Annotated in this window: 21 protein-coding genes; 12 read left to right on the forward strand and 9 right to left on the reverse strand. The window is 69.9% G+C overall.

Annotated features, from left to right (window positions below; genetic code table 11):
* Window positions 1-53: 53 nt before the first annotated feature.
* The 7 genes from HL658_RS30935 (at window position 54) to HL658_RS30965 (ending at window position 7058) form a co-directional block, all read left to right on the forward strand.
* Window positions 54-1325, forward strand: coding sequence for a YcaO-like family protein (locus HL658_RS30935; protein WP_180286347.1), 1272 nt, complete (start codon window positions 54-56; stop codon window positions 1323-1325).
* Window positions 1322-2062 carry a TfuA-like protein gene (locus HL658_RS30940; RefSeq protein WP_180286346.1) on the forward strand — a complete coding sequence of 247 codons (741 nt, stop codon included), beginning with the start codon at window positions 1322-1324 and terminating at the stop codon, window positions 2060-2062. The genes HL658_RS30935 and HL658_RS30940 overlap by 4 nt, the downstream gene beginning before the upstream one ends.
* Window positions 2063-2178: 116 nt before the next feature.
* On the forward strand, window positions 2179-2883 hold the full coding sequence (locus HL658_RS30945; RefSeq protein WP_180286345.1) for a Crp/Fnr family transcriptional regulator: 705 nt from the start codon (window positions 2179-2181) through the stop codon (window positions 2881-2883).
* A 168-nt stretch (window positions 2884-3051) separates the two neighbouring features.
* The gene (locus tag HL658_RS30950; protein WP_343055394.1) at window positions 3052-3387 is read left to right on the forward strand and encodes a ribbon-helix-helix domain-containing protein; all 336 of its coding nucleotides are present in this window, start codon (window positions 3052-3054) and stop codon (window positions 3385-3387) included.
* A 224-nt stretch (window positions 3388-3611) separates the two neighbouring features.
* Window positions 3612-4013: a response regulator gene (locus HL658_RS30955; RefSeq protein ID WP_246338083.1), complete on the forward strand. Its 402-nt coding sequence runs from the start codon at window positions 3612-3614 to the stop codon at window positions 4011-4013.
* A gap of 448 nt (window positions 4014-4461) precedes the next feature.
* A complete protein-coding gene (locus HL658_RS30960; protein ID WP_180286343.1) occupies window positions 4462-6015 on the forward strand; it encodes an adenylate/guanylate cyclase domain-containing protein in 1554 nt (517 codons plus the stop codon).
* Window positions 6016-6074: 59 nt separating this feature from the next.
* Complete coding sequence (locus HL658_RS30965; protein ID WP_180286342.1) at window positions 6075-7058, forward strand: cation diffusion facilitator family transporter; 984 nt, start codon at window positions 6075-6077, stop codon at window positions 7056-7058.
* Between the two features lie 55 nt (window positions 7059-7113).
* Here HL658_RS30965 and HL658_RS30970 read toward each other — a convergent pair whose 3' ends face one another.
* The 4 genes from HL658_RS30970 to HL658_RS30985 form a co-directional block, all read right to left on the reverse strand.
* Window positions 7114-8142, reverse strand: a complete 1029-nt coding sequence (locus HL658_RS30970; RefSeq protein WP_180286372.1) for a BMP family ABC transporter substrate-binding protein — start codon at window positions 8140-8142, stop codon at window positions 7114-7116.
* A gap of 128 nt (window positions 8143-8270) precedes the next feature.
* A complete protein-coding gene (locus HL658_RS30975; RefSeq protein WP_180286341.1) occupies window positions 8271-9203 on the reverse strand; it encodes an ABC transporter permease in 933 nt (310 codons plus the stop codon).
* On the reverse strand, window positions 9200-10306 hold the full coding sequence (locus HL658_RS30980) for an ABC transporter permease (protein ID WP_180286340.1): 1107 nt from the start codon (window positions 10304-10306) through the stop codon (window positions 9200-9202). The genes HL658_RS30975 and HL658_RS30980 overlap by 4 nt, the downstream gene beginning before the upstream one ends.
* Window positions 10307-10327: 21 nt before the next feature.
* A complete protein-coding gene (locus tag HL658_RS30985; RefSeq protein ID WP_343055395.1) occupies window positions 10328-11878 on the reverse strand; it encodes an ABC transporter ATP-binding protein in 1551 nt (516 codons plus the stop codon).
* Between the two features lie 254 nt (window positions 11879-12132).
* Between HL658_RS30985 and ygfZ the strand changes: the two genes are divergently transcribed.
* Both ygfZ and HL658_RS30995 read left to right on the forward strand, forming a co-directional pair.
* Complete coding sequence (ygfZ, locus tag HL658_RS30990; protein WP_180286338.1) at window positions 12133-13035, forward strand: CAF17-like 4Fe-4S cluster assembly/insertion protein YgfZ; 903 nt, start codon at window positions 12133-12135, stop codon at window positions 13033-13035.
* A 125-nt stretch (window positions 13036-13160) separates the two neighbouring features.
* A complete protein-coding gene (locus tag HL658_RS30995; RefSeq protein ID WP_180286337.1) occupies window positions 13161-13751 on the forward strand; it encodes a PRC-barrel domain-containing protein in 591 nt (196 codons plus the stop codon).
* 93 nt (window positions 13752-13844) lie between these two features.
* On the opposite strand, the gene HL658_RS31000 is transcribed toward HL658_RS30995, so the two are convergent.
* Window positions 13845-14822 carry a phosphoribosylaminoimidazolesuccinocarboxamide synthase gene (locus HL658_RS31000; RefSeq protein WP_180286336.1) on the reverse strand — a complete coding sequence of 326 codons (978 nt, stop codon included), beginning with the start codon at window positions 14820-14822 and terminating at the stop codon, window positions 13845-13847.
* Window positions 14823-14995: 173 nt separating this feature from the next.
* Between HL658_RS31000 and HL658_RS31005 the strand changes: the two genes are divergently transcribed.
* A complete protein-coding gene (locus HL658_RS31005; protein ID WP_180286335.1) occupies window positions 14996-15169 on the forward strand; it encodes a hypothetical protein in 174 nt (57 codons plus the stop codon).
* Window positions 15166-15531, forward strand: a complete 366-nt coding sequence (locus tag HL658_RS31010) for a hypothetical protein (protein ID WP_180286334.1) — start codon at window positions 15166-15168, stop codon at window positions 15529-15531. The genes HL658_RS31005 and HL658_RS31010 overlap by 4 nt, the downstream gene beginning before the upstream one ends.
* A gap of 12 nt (window positions 15532-15543) precedes the next feature.
* Here HL658_RS31010 and gabD read toward each other — a convergent pair whose 3' ends face one another.
* Together gabD and HL658_RS31020 are read right to left on the reverse strand one after the other, a co-directional pair.
* Window positions 15544-17037 carry an NADP-dependent succinate-semialdehyde dehydrogenase gene (gene gabD, locus HL658_RS31015; protein ID WP_180286333.1) on the reverse strand — a complete coding sequence of 498 codons (1494 nt, stop codon included), beginning with the start codon at window positions 17035-17037 and terminating at the stop codon, window positions 15544-15546.
* A 140-nt stretch (window positions 17038-17177) separates the two neighbouring features.
* Window positions 17178-17570: a RidA family protein gene (locus tag HL658_RS31020; protein ID WP_180286332.1), complete on the reverse strand. Its 393-nt coding sequence runs from the start codon at window positions 17568-17570 to the stop codon at window positions 17178-17180.
* 147 nt (window positions 17571-17717) lie between these two features.
* On the opposite strand from HL658_RS31020, the gene HL658_RS31025 reads away from it, so the two are divergent.
* The gene (locus HL658_RS31025) at window positions 17718-18314 is read left to right on the forward strand and encodes a TetR family transcriptional regulator (protein WP_180286331.1); all 597 of its coding nucleotides are present in this window, start codon (window positions 17718-17720) and stop codon (window positions 18312-18314) included.
* A 24-nt stretch (window positions 18315-18338) separates the two neighbouring features.
* Here the strand turns inward: HL658_RS31025 and panC are convergent, their stop codons facing one another.
* Together panC and HL658_RS31035 are read right to left on the reverse strand one after the other, a co-directional pair.
* Complete coding sequence (gene panC / locus HL658_RS31030) at window positions 18339-19205, reverse strand: pantoate--beta-alanine ligase (RefSeq protein ID WP_180286330.1); 867 nt, start codon at window positions 19203-19205, stop codon at window positions 18339-18341.
* Between the two features lie 104 nt (window positions 19206-19309).
* Complete coding sequence (locus HL658_RS31035) at window positions 19310-19471, reverse strand: sugar tyrosine-protein kinase (protein WP_180286329.1); 162 nt, start codon at window positions 19469-19471, stop codon at window positions 19310-19312.
* Window positions 19472-19504: the final 33 nt, after the last annotated feature.

Raw genomic sequence — 19504 nt, forward strand, 5'->3', positions numbered from 1 at the left:
GCCTTCCCCGGCCGAAACCCCCCCGCCGGTGACCGCCTTCCGGAGACCGCTCCATGCCCTTCGATCTGATCGCCCGCGAGAACGGCGCCGGACCGGCCCTGAAGGTCCACACCGCCGGCACCCACCGCATCGTGGCGCCGGAGGAGACGCTGGCCCGCGTGTCGCCCTTCCTGCCGGTCATGGGGATCACGCGCGTCGCCAACGTCACCGGTCTCGACACCGTCGGCATCCCGGTGGTGATGGTCACCCGGCCGAACAGCCGTTCCGTCTCCGTCTCCCAGGGCAAGGGCGTGACGCTGGCGGCGGCCAAGGCGTCGGGCGTGATGGAGTCGATCGAGAGCTTCCACGCCGAACGCATCACCCTGCCCCTGAAATTCGCGAGCTACGAGGAGCTGCGCTGGACCCACCGCGTGGTGGATGTCGCGCGGCTGCCCCGGCTCGCCAGCTCCAGCTTCACCCCCCACACGCCGATGCTGTGGATCGAGGGGGTGGACCTGATGAGCGGTGCGGCGAAATGGGTGCCCTTCGACATGGTGCACCTCAACTACACGCTGCCGCTGCCCCCCGGTTCCGGCGCCTTCCTCGCCAGCTCCAACGGGCTCGCGTCCGGCAACCACCGTCTGGAGGCGGTGAGCCACGCGGTGACCGAGTTGGTGGAGCGCGATGCCGCCACGCTCTGGCACCTGTTGGACGAGGAGGCGCAGGACGCCACCCGTCTCGACCTCGATCGCGTGGACGACACGGTCTGCCGCTCCCTGCTGGGCCGCTTCGACACCGCCGGCGTGGATGTGGCGGCGTGGGAGATCACCAGCGACGTCGGCCTGCCCGCCTTCCTCGTCCGCATCGTCCCGCGCGAAGAGAGCCCGCAGCACACGGTGCGCCCGGCCACCGGCATGGGCTGCCACGTGGCGCGCGAGGTGGCGCTGTCCCGCGCCCTGACCGAGGCGGCGCAGAGCCGCCTGACCTTCATCTCCGGCGCCCGCGACGACATGCCGAGGGCGCAGTACCTCAAGCATCTCGACGGCGGGCTGATCGACCGCTGGCAGGCCCGCATCCGCGACGGCCAGGGCGCCCGCGCCTTCGCCGCCTGCCCCACCGCCACCGGCCGCACGGTCGAGGACGACCTGTCCCTGCAGATGGAGCGGCTGCGCGCCGCCGGCATCGAGGAGGCGGTCGCGGTCGACCTGACCAAGCCCGAGTTCGGCATTCCCGTCGTGCGCGTCATCATCCCCGGTCTGGAGGGGATCGACGAGTCGCCCGACTATCTCTACGGCCACCGCGCCCGCACGCTGCTCGGCGGCACCCATCCGGAGGGACACGCATGACCGTCTACGTCTTCCTCGGCCCCACCCTCCCCCGCGAGGACGCCGCGCGCGAGCTGGACGCCGTCTGGCTGCCCCCCGTCGCCCAGGGCGACGTCGCCCGCATCGCCGAGCGTCGGCCGACCGCCATCGGCATCATCGACGGCTTCTTCGAGAGCGTGCCCGCCGTCTGGCACAAGGAGATCCTGCACGCGCTGCGGCTGGGCATCCCGGTCTATGGTGCCTCCAGCATGGGGGCGTTGCGCGCCGCCGAGCTGCATCCCTTCGGCATGACCGGTGTCGGCGCCGTTTTCGAGGCCTACCGCGACGGCCGCATCGAGGACGACGACGAGGTGGCGGTGATCCACGGCCCGGCCGAGCTCGGCTACACCAGCCTGTCGGAGGCGATGGTCAACATCCGCCGCACCCTGTCCGACGCGGTGGCCGACGGTGTGGTCGATGCCGCGCTGGGCCGGCTCCTGGAGGGAATCGCCAAGGAGCTTCCCTACCGCGAGCGCGGCTACGGCCGCGTGCTGCGGCTGGCCGGGGAGGCCGGCGTCCCCGCGACCGACATCGCCCGCTTCCGCGCCTGGCTGCCGATGGGCCGAGTCGACCAGAAGCGCGAGGACGCCAAGGACATGCTGCGCCTGATGCGGCGCCGGCTTGGCCAGGGCATGCCGATCCCCGACGCCCGCTTCCACTTCGAGCACACGCTGCTGTGGGACCGTGTCCAGCGGGAGGCCGCCGCACGCCCCGTGTGACGCCGCACCGGATGATCCATCAAGGTTGTGGTAATTTTCGCGATTTTGCCTAAGGTTTCGGGAGAGGGGCCGCCGGGGTACCCTCTTCACGAGAGACGGCCGCGGGCCGGGGAGCAATGGCTGGATTTCCAGACGTCGCCACGGTGCTGCGGGGCAATCGACTCCTGAGGGAGCTGGACGACCGCCAGATGGCGGAGCTGGTCGAAATCGGCCGGCTCCAGAAACTGGCGGCGGATGCACCCGTGTTCAGCAAGGGTGATCCCGGCTCCTGCCTCTACGCCATCCTGCGCGGGCAGATCGCCATCCACACCTCCTCGGTGGATGGCAAGGTGATGCTGCTAAACATCCTCGACGCCGGCGACGTGCTGGGCGAGATCGCGCTGATCGACGGCAAGCCGCGCTCCGCCGGTGCCACCGCGATCCGCCCGACGGAGCTGTTCCGCGTCGACCGCAGCGACTTCATCCCGTTCCTGGAGCGCCACCCGCCGCTGTGCATCCGCATGATGGCGGTGCTGTGCGAACGGCTGCGCTGGGTCAGCGACAACATCGAGGACGCCATCTTCCACGACGTGCCGCGCCGCCTAGCCCGGCGCCTGCTCCTGCTCGCCGAAAGCTACGGCCAGCCCACCGCCGAGGGCGGCATCCGCATCACCCAGTCGGTGTCGCAGGAAGGGCTGGCCAACATGCTGGGCGTGACCCGCGAGATCGTGAACAAGAGCCTGAAGGCGCTCAGGAAGGCCGACGCCATCACCTACACCAAGGGCTTCATCGTGCTGACCGACGTGGAGCTGATCCGCCGGATGGCGGGCGACGACGGGTAGATACCGGCCATGCGCCATCCGTCGAAAAGTTTATTGACTCATGACACCCACAATCTCGCTATACTAGAGTGTCTTGCGCCATCGTGTGGCGTTTAGGGGTGGATGGAACGGATCATGTCTGGGATTGAATCGGGTAACGGACGCAAGGGACAACCGAGGGGCGCGAGCGTGCTGCTGGCGCGGGAGGTCTGGATCGACGGCAACTGCCAGCAGGTCCGGCTGGAGCCCTCCTACTGGGACGCTCTGGAGGAGATCTGCCGGCGCGAGGATGTGGCGGTCGACGATCTCTGCGCCGATCTGCAGCGCCGTATGGTGGAGCAGTCGCGGCGGCTGCGCGACCGCGATGCCGACCGGGCGTCGCTCGCCAACGCCATCCGGGTGTTCACCGTCGGCTACTTCCGGCAGGCGGCGACGGAAAGCGGGCACGACCGCGCCGGCCATGGCCGCGGCGATCCGTTCAGCCGTCCCACGATCACGGTCGAGGGATCGCCGCTCCGTCATTGAGCGGCAGCGGCCATCCGTCCACGGGCAGAACCCGGCCGGCACGGCGCTGCCGACCGGGCTTTCGCCGTTGCCCGGCCAGGGCCGACCCGCCGCGGCACCTTGCCCTGCCCCGCCTCGTCACCGAAGCCGCACCCGCGGGCCTTTTGTGATACAGTCGCCCGACGGGCGATCAGCGGCCAGGATGGCGCCGCTCCCGCGTGATTGTCGTGATGGAGGTCCCGGCCATGGCAAGGGTGTTGATCGTCGAGGATTCCGCCGCCGTCCGCATGGCGCTGGTCGAGGTGGTGGCCTCGCTGGGCCATGACGTGACCGACGCGGCGGACGGACGCGACGCCATCGCCCGGCTGCAGACCGAACTGTTCGACCTCGTGATCACCGATGTGCTCATGCCCGAGGCGGACGGGGTGGAGGTCATCAAGGCGCTCCGCACGCTCGACCGCGACACGCGGGTGCTGGCCGTCTCCGGCGGGGCGCCCGATCTGCCGGCGGGCTTCGCCCTGCGCATGACCGAGATGTTCAGCGCCGACGCCGTCCTCTACAAGCCCTTCCTCAATGACGAGCTGGAAGCGGTGATCGGTCGCCTGCTGGCCGCGAAGCCCGTCGATGCCGCGCCGCCGAAGGCGTGATCCCCCGCCTTTGGTCCACCCATTCGAGCACGCATCGCTTGACAGCCCCGCGGTCGTCGCGCTATCCGTTTGGTCACTAAACGGTGAGTGTACGACGCTATCAGCGGACGCCGCGGCCAGCCGATCTTTCGGTCGGCGTCCGGCGGAACACCGGGGCACGGGGAGGAAACGCCAGAAACAACAAGCCCCGGGTGATCCGTCCCGATCGCGGACAGACACCGCTGACCATCGTGAAACCGCGGTCCGGCCTCCGGATCGCGGTTTTGCCGTTATGGGCCACGCGCTCCTGGACTTCCGTGCGCTAGACTTCCGCGCGGTTGCATCCGCACCCCGGTCCGGCGCCCAATGCGGCGGTGACGCACGTCACAGCGCGCCGCGGGCGGCTACGGCAGGTTGCGGGCTCCGGCCCTGGGCGGCCGGAACTGGACCGGCACCGGAAAGGACAGCGATGGGCGCCGACGAACGGGTGACGCGGGTGCGCCGCTCCCATCTGCGGCAGGAACTGCTCGCTCCGGCGGCGGCGCTCGCGGGCTGGTCGGACCTGCTGTGCGACGAGGCGCGCGGCCGTGGCCGCGTGGATCTGCTGGACGACCTCGCGCGCATCCGTGACGCCGCCTGGTCGCTGCACGACTGGATCGCCGCCCTTCTGGAGGGGGACCGCGCCGACTCCACCTACCTGCCCGATGCCCGCCTGCGCCACGATCTGCGCACGCCGCTCAACGCCATCAAGGGCTTGGCCGAGCTGATGCTGGAGGAGGACGGCGGCCTGCGGGCCGGCAGCCTGCGCCCCGACATCCGTCACGTGCTGGCCGAGGCCGACCGCCTTCTGGCCGCCATCGACGCCATCGTCCGCTTCGGCGGAACCGACGACGCGTGCAGCGACCCGGCCATGCCCGACACCATCGCCGGCCTGTTCACCGCCATCGACGGTGCGTCCCGCAGCTGGCGGGAGTCCGGGCGCATCCTGGTGGTGGACGACAACGCCAGCAACCGCGACCTGATGGTCCGCCTGCTGGCGCGCGACGGCCACGCCGCATCGTCCGCCGCCAGCGGCGGCGAAGCGTTGCAGCGGCTGCGCGCCGGGCCGGTGGACCTGATCCTGCTCGACCTCGTGCTGCCGGACATCGACGGCTTCCGCATGCTGCGCCTGCTGAAGGAGGATTCCGGCCTGCGTGACATCCCCGTGCTGATCGTGTCGGGCATCGACGAGATCGGCAGCGCCATCCGCTGCATCGAGGCGGGGGCGGAGGATTACCTGCGCAAGCCGGTCAGCGCCACCCTGATGCGGGCGCGCATCGAGGCGTCGCTGGAGCGCAAGCGTTGGCGCGACCGCGAGCGCGACTACCTCGCCCGTCTGGAATCGGAGAAGAAGCGGGCCGAGGGCCTGCTGCACAACATCCTGCCCGTCGGCGTGGCCGATCGCCTCAACCGCGGCGAGACCGTCGTCGCCGACCGCATGGAGGCGGTGACCGTGCTGTTCGCCGACCTCGTCGGCTTCACCGCCCTGTCGGCCCGGCTGCCGGCGGGGGAGATGGTGGCGATGCTGAACCGCGTCTACACGGAGTTCGACGCGCTGACCCGCCGCTGCGGCGGCGAGAAGATCAAGACGCTGGGCGACGCCTACATGGCCGCCGCCGGCCTGCCCGACCCTTGCCCCGACCACGCCGACCGCATGGCCGATCTGGCGCTCGCCATGCTTCCGGCGGTGGAGCGGCTGGGGCGGGAGCTGGAATTGCCGCTCGGCCTGCGCATCGGCGTCAACAGCGGCCCGGCCATCGCCGGCATCATCGGCACGCACAAGTTCAGCTACGACTTGTGGGGCGACACCGTGAACGTCGCCGCCCGGCTGGAACAGCACGGCACCCCCGGCCGCATCCACGTCTCGGCCCCGACCGCCCGCCTGCTGGCCCCGCGCTACCGCCTCACCCCGCGCGGCCCGATCGCCATCAAGGGCCACGCGACCATCGACACCAGCTTCCTGGACGGCCGCCGGCTGGCGTGATGGCGACGGGCGGATCCCGTGTTAGACTTCCACCGTCCATCACCATCGAACGGCCCACCATGCCGCACGACCACGACCGCCATGATCACGATCACGACCATGATCAGGACCACAGCCATGGCCACGATCACAGCCACGATCACGGCCATTCCCACGTCCCCACGGTAACCGCCGACAGCGAACGGCGGGTGCGGCTGGCCATGGTGCTGACCGGCGGCTTCATGCTGGTCGAGGTGGTCGGGGGCGTGCTGTCGGGGTCGCTGGCTCTGCTCGCCGACGCCGGGCACATGCTGACCGATTTCGCGGCGCTGACGCTGTCCTGGTTCGCCTTCCGGCTCGGCCGGCGCCCGGCCGACGCGCTGCGAAGCTATGGCTGGCGGCGGTTCGAGGTGCTGGCCGCCTACACCAACGGGATCGCTCTCTTCGCCATCGCCGGCTGGATCGTGGTGGAGGCCGCCCGCCGCTTCTACGAGCCGGTGGAGGTGATGGCGACGGAGATGCTGGTGGTCGCGGTGCTGGGGCTGCTGGTCAACATCGCCTCCTTCCGCATCCTCAGCCAGGGCGGCGCCGGGCATGGCAATCTCAACGTGCGCAGCGCCGCCCTGCACGTGATGGGCGATCTGCTGGGCTCGGTCGCCGCGATCGCCGCGGCCGGCATCATCATGGCGACGGGCTGGATGCCCATCGACCCCATCCTGTCGGTGCTGGTGGCGGTGCTGATCCTGCGCAGCGCCTGGCGGATCGTCGCCGAGTCCGGCCACATCCTGCTGGAGGGCACGCCGCAGGGCATCGACCCCACCCAGGTCGGCAGCGCCGTGCGCGGGGTGGACGGCGTAACGGACGTCCACCACGTCCACACCTGGTCGCTCACCAGCGAACGGCCGCTGGTCACCCTGCACGCCGTCCTGACCGAGACCGCCGACCACACGGCCACCCTCTGCGACATCCAGGGCGTCCTGCTCGCCCGCTTCGGCATCGAGCACGCCACCGTGCAGATCGAGCGGGAGAGCTGCGGCGAGGCGCCGGCGCGCAAGTGCGGATAGGCAGCGGCTGACGACGGGTCGGCCATCGCGCACGACCCGTCGTCAGCCCTTCGCCTCACTTCGGCAGCTTGCCGACCACACCCTCGACGAACCAGTCCATCTTCAGGATCTGCTCGTCGGTGGCGTGCTTGCCGGCGGGGATCATCACCTTGCCGGACTGGTCCTTGATCGGGCCGGTGAAGGAATGGCGGGTACCGGCCATGATGTCGGCCTTCGCCTTCTCCGCCATCGCCACCACGTCGCCGGGGATGGCGGTGTTGTAGGGGGCCAGCCCGACCATGCCGCTCTTGATGCCGCCCCAGGTGTCGATCGGCTTCCAGGTGCCGTCCAGCGCGGCCTTCACCCGGTCCACATAGTAGAAGGTCCAGTCATCGACGATGGCGGTCAGGTGCGCCTTCGGCCCGAAGCGGGTCATGTCCGAGGCCTGGCCGAACACGTAGATGCCGCGCTCCTGCGCGGTCTGCACGGGGGCGGCGCTGTCGGTGTGCTGCACGATGATGTCGACGCCCTGGTCGATCAGCGCCTTGGCGGCGTCGGCCTCCTTGCCGGGGTCGTACCAGCTGTTCACCCACACCACGCGCACCTCGGCCTGCGGGTTGACCTCGCGCAGGGCCAGGGTGAAGGCGTTGATGCCGCTGACCACCTCCGGGATCGGCACCGAGCCGATGTAGCCGATGACGTTCTTCTTGGTCATCTTGCCGGCGATCAGCCCGATGACCGTGCGCCCCTCGTAGAAGCGGGCGGCGTAGGTGGCGAGGTTCTTGGAGCGCTTGTAGCCGGTGGCGTGCTCGAACATCACGTTCGGATGGCGCTGCGCGACCTTCAGCGTCGGGTTCATGTAACCGAACGAGGTCGTGAAGATCATCTTGTGGCCGGTGGAGGCGAGCTGGTCGATCACGCGCTCGGCGTCCGCACCCTCCGGCACATTCTCCACGAAGGTGGTGGTGACCTTGTCGCCCAGCGCCTTCTCGACCGCCAGACGGCCCTGGTCGTGCTGGTAGCTCCAGCCGAAATCGCTGACCGGGCCGACATAGACGAAGCCGACCTTCATCTTCTGCTGGGCCAGGGCGGTGCCGGCACCCATCCCCAACGTCACCGCCGCGGCACCGGCCAGCCCGAGCGCCGTCTTGCCGAACGTCCTTCTATCCACGTGAAGCTCCCTCTCGCTGAAGAGATTGGTTGTTTCTTGCTCGTCCGGGTCCCGGACCCGCGTCAGCCGCCGGGGTGGAAGATCTTCCCCAGGCAGGCCGGCGCGTTCAGGCGGATCCGCGCGACGTCCCGGGAGATCGCCACCAGGACGACGATCGTCGCAATATAGGGCAGCATCGACAGCAGTTGCGAGGGGACAGCGAAGCCCAACCCCTGAACGTGAAGCTGGGCGATGGTCACCCCGCCGAACAGCCAGGCGCCGACCAGCACCCGCTCCGGCCGCCAGGTGGCGAACACCACCAGCGCCAGCGCGATCCAGCCGCGCCCGGCGGTGATCCCCTCCGCCCACATCGGCGTGTAGGCGAGCGACATGTAACCACCGCCGACGCCGCTCATGGCGCCGCCGAACAGCACCGCCATGTAGCGGATGCGGATCACCTTGTAGCCCAGCGCGTGGGCCGCCGCGTGGTTCTCCCCCACCGCCCGCAGCACCAGACCGGCGCGGCTGCGCGTCAGGAACCACGCCAGCGCCGGCACCGCCAGAAGACCCAGATAGACCAGCGCGTCATGCTCGAAGACCCCCGGCCCGATCACCGGGATGTCCGACAGCAGCGGGATGGCGAAGGCCGGCGGCTTCGGCAGCGGGATGCCCACGAACCCCTGCCCGATCAGCGCCGACAGCCCGACGCCGAACAGCGTCAGCGCCAGCCCCGTCGCCACCTGGTTGGTCAGCAGCGACAGCGTCAGCACCCCGAACAGCAGCGCCATGCCCGCCCCCGCGGCCGCCGCGGCGATCACCCCCACCACCACGCTGCCGCTGCCCACGGTGGCGGCGAAGCCGCAGACCGCGCCCACCAGCATCATGCCCTCGACGCCCAGGTTCAGCACCCCGGACCTCTCGGTCACCACCTCGCCCAGCGCCGCGAACAGCAGCGGCGTCGCCGCCGTCAGCATGGCGGCGATGACGGACCCGACCACGACCAGATCCACGTTCATGCCGCCACTCCCTTGGCCGCGACGCCCTTGACCACCGGCCCCTTGGTCCCGAAGCGCAGGCGGTAGCGGATCAGCACGTCCGTCGCCAGCAGGAAGAACAGCAGCATGCCCTGGAACACGCCGGTGATGGCCTTGGGCAGGCCAAGCCCGATCTGCGCCGCCTCGCCGCCGATGAAGGACAGGGCCATCAGCAGCCCGGCCAACAGGATGCCCACCGGGTGCAGCCGCCCCAGGAAGGCGACGATGATCGCGGTGAAGCCGTAGCCGGGGGAGATGCTGGGCATGATCTGCCCGATCGGCCCCGCCACCTCGCACAGGCCGGCCAGCCCCGCCAGCCCGCCGGACAGCAGCAGCGTCAGCCAGATGATGCGCTTCTGGTCGAAACCGGCATAGCCGGCCGCCATCGGCGTCAACCCGATCACCTTGATCTGGAAGCCGACGAAGGTGCGCGCCATCAGCACCCAGCCGCCGGCCACCGCCAGCAGGGCGAACAGCGATCCCAGATGCACCCGCGTGCCCTCGATCAGGATCGGCATGACGGCCGCCTCCTCGAACAGGCGCGACTCGGGGAAGGAGTAGCCGTCGGGATCGCGGTAGGGGCCGTTCACCAGCAGGCTCAGCAGCAGCAGCGCCACATAGGTGAGCATCAGGCTGGTCAGGATCTCGCTGGCGTTGAAGCGGGTGCGCAGGAAGGCCGGGATGGCCGCCCAGGCCATGCCGCCAGCCGCCCCCGCCACCACCATCAGCGGCAGCAGCCACCAGCCGCCCTCGCCGTAGAAGGCCAGCGCCACGCCGCCGCCGGCGATGGCGCCCAGCGTGAACTGCCCCTCCGCCCCGATGTTCCAGACATTGGCGCGGAAGCCGATGGCCAGCCCGACCGCGCACAGCACCAGCGGCGTCGCCTTCACCGCCAGCTCGCCCAGCCCCCGCGTGGTGGTCAAGGGCTCGATGAAGAAGGCGTAGAGCGCCGCCACCGGGTCGAAGCCCAGCGCCGCGAACAGCAGGAAGCCCGCCGCCAGGGTCAGGACGACGGCCAGCACCGGCGTCAGGTACAGCATCGCCTGCGAGGCCTGGCCCCGCGGCTCCAGCCGGATCAGCGCCATGCGCGCCCCCACGTGGCTTGGTCAGACGGCATGCAGGGCCTCGTCCTCATCCTCGGTGGTGGCGTTGAACAGCCCGCCCATCAGCAGCCCGATCTCCTCGACCGTGGTGCGGTGGGTGGGCCGGCTTTCCGACAGGCGGCCGTGGAACAGCACGGCGATGCGGTCGCTCAGCACGAACAGCTCGTCCAGATCCTGGCTGACCACCAGCACCGCCGCACCGCCGCGGGCAAGGTCGATCAGCGCCTGGTGGATCGCCGCCGCCGCCCCGGCATCGACGCCCCAGGTCGGCTGCCCCACCACCAGCAGGTCGGGCTTCTGCAGGATCTCGCGACCGATGATGAATTTCTGCAGGTTGCCGCCGGACAGCGACCGCGCCTCCGCCCGGTGCCCGCGGGTGACCACGTTGAAGGAACGGATGATGGTCTCGGCGTAGCTCTTCGCCCGCCCGAACTGCACCATCCCGCCCTTGACCAGCGGTGCCCGGGCGTAGCCCGACAGCAGCGCGTTGTCGGACAGGCTAAGCTCCGGCACGGCACCCCGCCCCAGCCGTTCCTCCGGCACGAAGGCCAGCCCGATGGTGCGCCGCTCGCGGGGGCCGAGATGGCCGACCGGCCGGCCGTCGATCCGCACGCTGTCGGGATCCGCCACCTTGTCCTCGCCGCTCAGCGCGGCCAGCAGCTCGGCCTGCCCGTTGCCGGCCACACCGGCGATGCCCAGGATCTCCCCGCCCCGCACCTCCAGCGCCACGTCCTTCAGGCTGGTCGCGAACGGGTTGTCGGAGGTGGTGGAGAGGTGCCGCACCTCCAGCCGCGGCGCGCCGGACACCGCGGCGGGCAGCCGCTCGGGCGTCGACAGCTCGGTGCCGATCATCAGCTCGGCAAGGCTGCGGGCGGTCTGCGCCTTGGGATCGCAGGCCCCCACCACCCGGCCGCCGCGCAGCACCGTGGCGCGGTCGCACAGCGCCCGGATTTCCTCCAGCTTGTGCGAGATGTAGAGGATGGTGCAGCCCTCCGACGCCAGCCGCCGCAGCGTGTCGAACAGCTTGGTCGTCTCCTGCGGCGTCAGCACGGAGGTCGGCTCGTCCATGATCAGCAGCCGCGGATCCTGGAGCAGGCAGCGCACGATCTCCACCCGCTGGCGCTCGCCGACCGACAGGCTGTGCACATGCCGCTGCGGGTCGAGCGCCAGCCCGTAGCGTTCCGACACGGTGGCGATGCGCTGGGCCAGGGCCGCCATCGGGCCGGGCTTCTCCAGCCCCAGCGCGATGTTCTCGGTCACCGTCAGCGTGTCGAACAGCGAGAAATGCTGGAACACCATGCCGATGCCCAGCCGCCGCGCCTCGTTGGGGTCGGCCACCGTGACCGGCCGCCCCTCCCACAGCATGGTGCCGGAGTCGGGGTGCTGCACACCGTAGATCATCTTGACCAGCGTGCTCTTGCCGGCCCCGTTCTCACCCAACAGGGCGTGAATCTCGCCCGGCCGCAGCACCAGATCGACGCGGTCGTTGGCGAGGCAGCCCGGAAAGCTCTTGGTGATCTGACGCAGTTCGAGGCGGTGGGGCTGGTCGGTCACGGGGCCGGGGGTCCGCTGTCGGAGGGATGCCCACCGGTGCATCCGATCGGGCCGAAGCACTATGCCAGAGCCGTGCCACGCTGCCCACCGATTGACCGCGTGACCATGATGCCATCATCACCCCCGCCCGCCGCCGACACGCTGGGCATTTGCGCAAAATCTCGGCAGTTGCCCACCCACCTCTCCCGTTCCCTTGCGCCGCGCCCTGCGGCACCATAGGTGTCGTTGGGTGGACCGGTTGCGGGAGCGTGGTGATGGACAATGGTGCGGCCTTCCTGATCGCTGAGACGCGCGGGGTTCTGGCGGTGACGGGGGAGGACCGGGTGGCCTTCCTGCAAGGGCTGGTGTCGAACGACATCCGCAAGGCCGCCCCCGACCGGGCGCTCTACGCCCTGTTCCTGACGCCGCAGGGCAAGTTCCTGCACGATCTGTTCATCGCCGAAACCGGCGAGGCGCTGCTGCTGGACGCCGAGGCGGCGCGCCGCGACGATCTGCTGCGCCGGCTGCGACTCTACAAGTTGCGCTCCAGGATCGCGCTGGAGGACCGCACCCCGGGGCACGCCGTCGTCCTGCTCTACGGATCGGACGCGCTGAAGCGGCTGGGGCTGCCGGCCGAGCCGGGTGCGGCCCGGCCCTTCGCCGGCGGCGTCGCCTATGTGGACCCGCGCCTGCCCGTCCTCGGCGCCCGCGCCATGCTGCCGCGCGATGGCGGTGCCGACGCGCTCAGCGCCGCCGGCTTCGCGGAGGGCGATCCGGCCGCCTACGACCGCCTGCGGCTCCGCCACGGCGTGCCCGACGGCAGCCGTGATCTGGTGGTCGAGAAGGCCATCCCGCTGGAGAACAACCTGCACGACCTCAACGCCATCGCCTGGGACAAGGGCTGCTACATGGGGCAGGAACTGACGGCCCGCACCCATTACCGGGCCCTGATCCGCCGCCGCCTCTACCCGGTCGCGGTCGATGGCCCGCTGCCGGCACCCGGCACCCCGGTGATGCTCGGCGACCGCGAAGCGGGCGAGCTGCGCAGCGGCCTCGACGGCCACGCGCTGGCCCTCCTGCGCGGCGAGGATGTGGAGCGCGCCCGGGCCGACGGCACGCCCCTCACCTGCGGCGGCACCACGGTGATCCCCCGCCGCCCGGACTGGGCCAGCTTCTGAGGCACCCGCACCCTTTCGAAGGAGGATACCCCCAAAGAGAAACACCGCCGACGCGATGTTCCGGCCGCGCTCCTGTTTATCCGCTTGCCACAGGCAATGTCCGCAAGCACTCAGAGGAACGACAGATGCGCAAGGAACTGATCACCGCGGCCTCCGTCCTGGCCATGATGACTGGCGCCGCCTACGCCCAGGGTGCCGGCAACCAGCTCAACATGCAGCAGGACAACAAGAGCGCCGTGACGTCGCCGACCGCCCCCGGCACCGCCGCCCCGTCCAACTCCATGAGCCCCGGCAGCTCGTCCTCGACGGCGACCACCACCGCCCCGATGGGCTCGGTGAGCGCCGAGGAGCTTCTGGGCAAGACCGTCGTCGGCTCCGATGGCGAGGAGATCGGCGAGGTCGAGGACGTGATCATGGACGCCGCCTCCGGCAAGGCGCGCCAGCTCGTCATCTCCAGCGGCGGCTTCCTCGGGATCGGCGAGAAGCAGATCGCGGTCGACTTCTCCAACGCCCAGCCGGGCGCGGATGACGACGAGATCAAGCTGTCCAACCTGACCCGCGCTCAGGTCAAGGACATGGCCGAGTTCGAGTACAACGACAGCATGACCTCGCTGAACCGCAGCCGCGACACCAGCGGCGCGGGCCGCAGCACCACGCCGGCGGCGCCGGCCACCCCGGGCATGGGCACGGGCACGGGCACCACGACCGGCCAGTAACGCCGTTCGCATCGGTTTCGGGTGGAAGCCCCCGCGGCATGGCCGCGGGGGTTTTCGTGTGTGCGGTTGCTGCGTCGAGCCCCCACCCAACCCTCAGAAAAATCCCTTCAAATTCCCCCGGATGCGCTCCAGCACCGGCGTCACCTCGGCCGGCACCGTGAAGGGAAGGCCGGTGATGCGCTCGGACAAATCGATGTAGATGCGGCTCGCCTCCAGCACGATGTCGGCCGGGATCTCCGGCACATCCTCGGCATAGGGATCGCAGCGGGCGGACACCCAGGTGCGGATGAAATCCTTGTCGAAACTGTCGGGACGCCCGCCGGCCGCCAACCGCTCCGCGTAGCTGTCGGCGAACCAATAGCGGCTGCTGTCGGAGGTGTGGATCTCGTCGGCCAGCAGGATGTTGCCCTCGCCGTCCACCCCGAACTCGTATTTGGTGTCGGCCAGGATCAGCCCTTGCCCCGCCGCGATCTCGCGCCCGCGGGCGAACAGCGCCAGCGCGGTGGCGGACACCGTCTCCCACTGCTCCGCGGTCAACAGCCCGCGCTCCAGGATCTCGGCCGGGCTCACCGGCTCGTCATGGCCGCCGAAATCGGCCTTGGTGGTGGGGGTCAGGATGGTCCCGGGCAGCTTCTGGTGTTCGGTCAGCCCTTCCGGGAAGCGGTGCCCGTACATCTCCCGCCTGCCCGCCTTGTACATCGACCAGATCGAGGTCGAGGTGGTGCCGGTGATGTAATCGCGCACCACGAACTCCACCGGCAGGATGGTCAGCCGCTTGCAGACGACGACGTTGGGGTCGGGGTAGGCCAGCACATGGTTGGCGCAGAGATCGGCCGTCCGCTCGAACCAGAAGCGCGCGACCTGGGTCAGCACCTCCCCCTTGAAGGGCACGCAGGTGAGGATGCGGTCGAAGGCCGACAGCCGGTCGGTGGCGATGATGATGCGGCGTCCGTCCGGCAGGTCGTAATTGTCGCGCACCTTGCCGCGGTAATGGTTCGGCAGCTCCGGAATCGTCGCGTCCGCCAGGACGTTGCCCAGATGCGGTGCCAGCGCTGCGGTGTCGATGCCCATCGTCCCTGTCCGAAACCTGTGAGGGGAATGCCCGGCGCACGTTCCCCCGGCGGGCGGCGGATTGCAAGAGGGATGGCGGGGAACCGTCGGTGCCAATCGCCTTGAGCGTATGGACCGCCACCGCTATATCGGACGTGATTCAGAACGATGGGTGTTCCATGGGAGAAGATTGCGTGCCAGAGACCGATCCTGTCGAACCCTCCACGGCCGAGCGCCGTGCACGCATCCGTGCGCAGAGCGCCGCCGTCGCCGAGTACGTGCGGTCATCTCCGGATGCCCAAGCGTTCTACGAGGATTGGGGCACGCCGAACGCTGATTTCTCCGGTAAGCCGGGAACCACCCCATGAAAGAAACGCCCTTCCGCGTCGGCGACCGCGTCACCGTCCACACCAGCCAGGGCGGGCCGCAGGGCCTGACGGTGGTGGAGAAGTTCACCCAGGACGGGCGCTGCATGGTGCTGGCCGACGGCTCGCTGTGGCGGGCCGACGGCAAGCGGCAGTGGAGCTTCCGCGGCAGCTTCTACAAGGGTCCGTTCGTGGAAAAGGAGGCGCCCGGCGATGCCGACCACATCGCCAAGCGCCGCATCGTCGGCCGCATCCGCAAATTCGCCGACACCCTCACCATCGAAACGCCGCTGTCCGCCACCGCGCTGCGCCGCATCCTGGACGTCATCGAGGCGGAGGAGACGGCGGCTGGCGCGACGGGTTAGCGGGGCGGGGGATTACCCCCCGATCCCCCCCAGGCACAGGTACTTCATCTCCAGGTAATCCTCGATCCCGTACTTGGAGCCCTCGCGACCGACACCGCTCTCCTTCATGCCGCCGAAGGGGGCGACCTCGGTGGAGATGATGCCTTCATTGATGCCGACGATGCCGTATTCCAGCCCCTCGGCCACCCGCCAGACGCGGCCGATGTCGCGGCTGTAGAAATAGGCGGCCAGACCGAACTCGGTGGCGTTCGCCATGGCGACCGCCTCCGCCTCCGTCTTGAAGCGGAACAGCGGGGCCAGCGGGCCGAAGGTCTCCTCCCGCGCCACCTTCATGTCGGTGGTGACGTCGGCCAGGATGGTCGGCTGGAAGAAGCTGCCGCCGAGCTCGTGCCGCTTGCCGCCGGTGACCACGCGGGCCCCCTTGGCGAGCGCGTCGGCGATGTGCTCCTCCACCTTCTCCACCGCGGCCATGTCGATCAGCGGCCCCTGCTGCGCGCCCTCGGTGGTCAGTCCGGGGCCGATCTTCAGCGCCTCGACCGCCTCGGTCAGCTTGGCGGCGAAGGCGTCGTAGACGCCGTCCTGCACCAGCAGCCGGTTGGCGCACACGCAGGTCTGGCCGGTGTTGCGGTACTTCGACGCGATGGCGCCCTGCACCGCGGCGTCGAGGTCGGCGTCGTCGAAGACGATGAAGGGCGCGTTGCCGCCCAGCTCCATCGACACCTTCTTCACCGTGGCGGCGCATTGCGCCATGAGCTGCTTGCCGATCTCGGTGGAGCCGGTGAAGGACAGCTTGCGCACGATCGGGTTGCCGGTCATCTCGCCGCCGATGGCGCGGGCGGAGCCGGTGACCACCGACAGGATGCCGGCCGGCACCCCGGCCCGCTCGGCCAGCACCGCCATGGCGAAGGCGGAGAAGGGCGTGGCCGTCGCCGGCTTGATCACCATCGGGCAACCGGCGGCGAGCGCCGGCCCGGCCTTGCGGGTGATCATGGCGGCGGGGAAGTTCCACGGCGTGATGGCGGCGGTGACGCCCACCGGCTCCTTGGTCACCACGATGCGACGGCCGGGCAGATGCTGCGGGATGGTGTCGCCGTAGACGCGCTTGCCCTCCTCCGCGAACCACTCGATGAAGGAGGCGGCGTAGAGCACCTCGCCGCGCGCCTCGGCCAGCGGCTTGCCCTGCTCGGCCGTCATGATGCGCGCCAGATCCTCCTGGTTCACGACCATCAGGTCGTTCCAGGCGCGCAGGATCTTCGCCCGCTCCTTCGCCGTCTTCGCCCGCCAGGCCGGCCAGGCGCGGTTGGCCGCCTCGATGGCGCGGCGCGTCTCCGCCTCGCCCATGTTGGGGATGGTGCCCAGCACCGACCCGTCGGCGGGGTTGGTGACCTCGATGGTCTTCCCGCTGTCGGCATCGACCCACTTGCCGTCGATGTATCCCTGGAAGCGCAGCAGGTCGGCGTCCTTCAAACCAAGCCGGCGCGCGGTGTCGACGGAATCGTAGGGCATGGCGGTCTCACTCCCTGAGGCGTTGTGTCTCAAATCACTATAGGACGTGAGACCGCCGGCGGGAACCGCCCCGGAAGCGGGATGGCTATGCGGGCGGGTGGCGTGTCCCCGGTGCCGGAGGCGGTCACCCCCCGCACCGCTCACACGGGAATGCGGGCGATGACCTTGATCTCGAAGTCGAATCCGGCGAGCCATGTGACGCCGACCGCGGTCCAGTTCGGATAGGGCGCGTCCGGGAAGACCTCGCCTTTGACCGTCATGATCGTGTCGAACTGGTTTTCGGGATCGGTGTGGAAGGTCGTCACGTCGACGATGTCGTCGAGGGTGCAGCCCCCGGCCTGCAGGGTCGCCTTCAGGTTGGCGAAGGCCAGACGGACCTGCGCCTCGAAGTCGGGCTCGGGGGAGGCGTCGCTGCGGCTGCCGACCTGGCCGGATACGAACAGCAGATCGCCGGATCGGATCGCCGCGGAATAGCCGTGCTTCCTGTAGAGTTCATGCCGACCGGCGGGGAACACGGCGTCACGTTGGGCCATCGGAAATCTTCCTGTTGCGGGTCGCTGCGACGTCGCAGCGACCGGTCCGGCCCGTCGGGCCATTTCAGATACGTCGCGTATGTGAAATGGCCCTGCGCGTCCCGTGCGTCAAGCGGTATACGTCGCGTATCTGAAATGGAGTGGATCGTGGCACCACGGCGTCGCCTGGAAACGATGGAGGAAAACCGCGGCAAGCTCATCGCCGCGGGTCGGAAGGCGTTCGCGTCCGACGGGTTCGCCGCGGCCTCGATGGACGAGCTGACCGCCTCCGTCGGCCTGACGCGCGGCGCGCTCTATCACAATTTCGGCGACAAGACGGGGCTGCTTGCGGCCGTCGTGGCCCAGGTCGATGGCGAAATGGCGGCGCGGGCCCGGGCCGCCGGGGCCGACGCGGGGGATGAGTGGGAACAGCTCCTGGCCGAAGGTGCCGCCTACATCGCGATGGCGCTGGACCCCGAGGTGCGACGGATCGTGCTGCTCGACGGACCCGCCTTTCTCGGCGACCCCTCCCGCTGGCCCAGCCAGAACGCGTGTCTGCAGGCAACCAAGCAGACGGTCGGAAAACTGATGGCCGACGGGGTCATGAAGAGCGCCGACGTCGAGGCCGCCGCCCGCCTGCTCTGCGGGGCCGCGCTGAACGCGGCCTTGTGGGTGGCGGCCAGCGACGACCCGCCGTCCACCCTGCCCAAGGCCGTCGCTGCCTTCCGCCTCATGGCGGAGGGTTTCCGCTCCGGGAGACGGTGACGTCCTCAATCGAAAATCCCGCCATCATCCCACCACCGGCACGTTGTCGATCAGCCGCGCCTTGCCCATCCACGCCGCCGCCAGAAGCCGCGCCGGGCGGTCGGCGCGCTCCACCGGCACCAGCGTCTCGGCGTCGCGCAGCTCGACGTAATCGATGGTGCCGAATCCGGCGGCGGCGATGCGCGCCCGCACCCGCTCCAGCTCGGCGGCGGACGGCGCGCCCGCGGCGATGGCCGCGGCGGCCTCGGTCATGGCGCGGTACAGCTCCGGCGCCCGCGCCCGCTCCTCGGCGGTGAGATACTGGTTGCGCGAGGACATCGCCAGACCGTCCTCCTCCCGCACCGTCGGCAGCCCCTCGATGTGGATGGGGATGTCGAGATCGCGGGCCATGCGGCGGACGACCTGGAGCTGCTGGTAGTCCTTCTCGCCGAACACGGTGACGTCGGCCTGGGTCTGCAGGAACAGCTTGGCCACGACCAGCGCCACCCCGCCGAAGAAATGCGGGCGGGTGACGCTGCACAGCCCCTCCGACGGGCCGCCGACGCCGATCGCCGTGGCGAAGCCCTGCGGGTACATGACGTCCAGCGTCGGGGCGTAGAGCAGCTCGCAGCCGGCGGCGGCCAGCTTGGCGGCGTCGCCCGCCTCGTCGCGCGGGTATTTGGCGAAATCCTCGTGCGGGGCGAACTGGGTGGGGTTCACGAAGACGCTGGACAGCACATGGTCCGCCAGCTCCCGCGCCCGCGTCACCAACGCCATATGCCCGGCGTGCAGCGCGCCCAGCGTGGCGACCAGGGCGACCGTCTCTCCGGCCGCGTGCCAGGCGCGCACCCGCTCGCGCAGGTCGGCCACGGTGCGCACGACGGGAAGGGGTGCGGTGGTGTCGGGGGCCATGGCCGGTTCCTCGCGCTTATGAAAAATTGCGCGAGGGCATAGCTTGTCCGACGCATTCTGTCCAGCGGGGCGGGCGAATTTTCCGCCGCGCCCCGCGGCACCGGTCAGATCCGGCTGATCACCAGCAACCCGGCAAGGCCGGCCCAGGACAGCCCGACCGCAAGCATGCCGAGCGCGGCGGGGCTGGCGACCAGCGTTCCGATCAGCAGGCCCAGGACGACGACGAGCAGGACGACGGACTTCAGGGTGACGGACAGGTCTTCCATGACGGTGCTTTCATTGGTGTTCGAAGGGCGACT

Source organism: Azospirillum oleiclasticum (assembly GCF_013423485.1).
GTDB classification, from domain to species: Bacteria; Pseudomonadota; Alphaproteobacteria; order Azospirillales; family Azospirillaceae; genus Azospirillum; species Azospirillum oleiclasticum.

What these genes read in the sequence shown, in the direction of transcription:
- HL658_RS31000 (WP_180286336.1), bottom strand. Translation starts at nt 14,822, where the DNA reads ATGGGCATCGACACCGCAGCGCTGGCACCGCATCTGGGCAACGTCCTG.
- ygfZ (WP_180286338.1), top strand. Translation starts at nt 12,133, where the DNA reads ATGGACAATGGTGCGGCCTTCCTGATCGCTGAGACGCGCGGGGTTCTG.
- HL658_RS30965 (WP_180286342.1), top strand. Translation starts at nt 6,075, where the DNA reads ATGCCGCACGACCACGACCGCCATGATCACGATCACGACCATGATCAG.
- HL658_RS30940 (WP_180286346.1), top strand. Translation starts at nt 1,322, where the DNA reads ATGACCGTCTACGTCTTCCTCGGCCCCACCCTCCCCCGCGAGGACGCC.
- HL658_RS31020 (WP_180286332.1), bottom strand. Translation starts at nt 17,570, where the DNA reads ATGGCCCAACGTGACGCCGTGTTCCCCGCCGGTCGGCATGAACTCTAC.
- HL658_RS30980 (WP_180286340.1), bottom strand. Translation starts at nt 10,306, where the DNA reads ATGGCGCTGATCCGGCTGGAGCCGCGGGGCCAGGCCTCGCAGGCGATG.
- HL658_RS30960 (WP_180286343.1), top strand. Translation starts at nt 4,462, where the DNA reads ATGGGCGCCGACGAACGGGTGACGCGGGTGCGCCGCTCCCATCTGCGG.
- HL658_RS31010 (WP_180286334.1), top strand. Translation starts at nt 15,166, where the DNA reads ATGAAAGAAACGCCCTTCCGCGTCGGCGACCGCGTCACCGTCCACACC.
- HL658_RS30935 (WP_180286347.1), top strand. Translation starts at nt 54, where the DNA reads ATGCCCTTCGATCTGATCGCCCGCGAGAACGGCGCCGGACCGGCCCTG.
- HL658_RS30995 (WP_180286337.1), top strand. Translation starts at nt 13,161, where the DNA reads ATGCGCAAGGAACTGATCACCGCGGCCTCCGTCCTGGCCATGATGACT.
- HL658_RS30955 (WP_246338083.1), top strand. Translation starts at nt 3,612, where the DNA reads ATGGCAAGGGTGTTGATCGTCGAGGATTCCGCCGCCGTCCGCATGGCG.
- HL658_RS30970 (WP_180286372.1), bottom strand. Translation starts at nt 8,142, where the DNA reads ATGGGTGCCGGCACCGCCCTGGCCCAGCAGAAGATGAAGGTCGGCTTC.
- HL658_RS30945 (WP_180286345.1), top strand. Translation starts at nt 2,179, where the DNA reads ATGGCTGGATTTCCAGACGTCGCCACGGTGCTGCGGGGCAATCGACTC.
- HL658_RS30975 (WP_180286341.1), bottom strand. Translation starts at nt 9,203, where the DNA reads ATGAACGTGGATCTGGTCGTGGTCGGGTCCGTCATCGCCGCCATGCTG.
- panC (WP_180286330.1), bottom strand. Translation starts at nt 19,205, where the DNA reads ATGGCCCCCGACACCACCGCACCCCTTCCCGTCGTGCGCACCGTGGCC.
- HL658_RS31035 (WP_180286329.1), bottom strand. Translation starts at nt 19,471, where the DNA reads ATGGAAGACCTGTCCGTCACCCTGAAGTCCGTCGTCCTGCTCGTCGTC.
- gabD (WP_180286333.1), bottom strand. Translation starts at nt 17,037, where the DNA reads ATGCCCTACGATTCCGTCGACACCGCGCGCCGGCTTGGTTTGAAGGAC.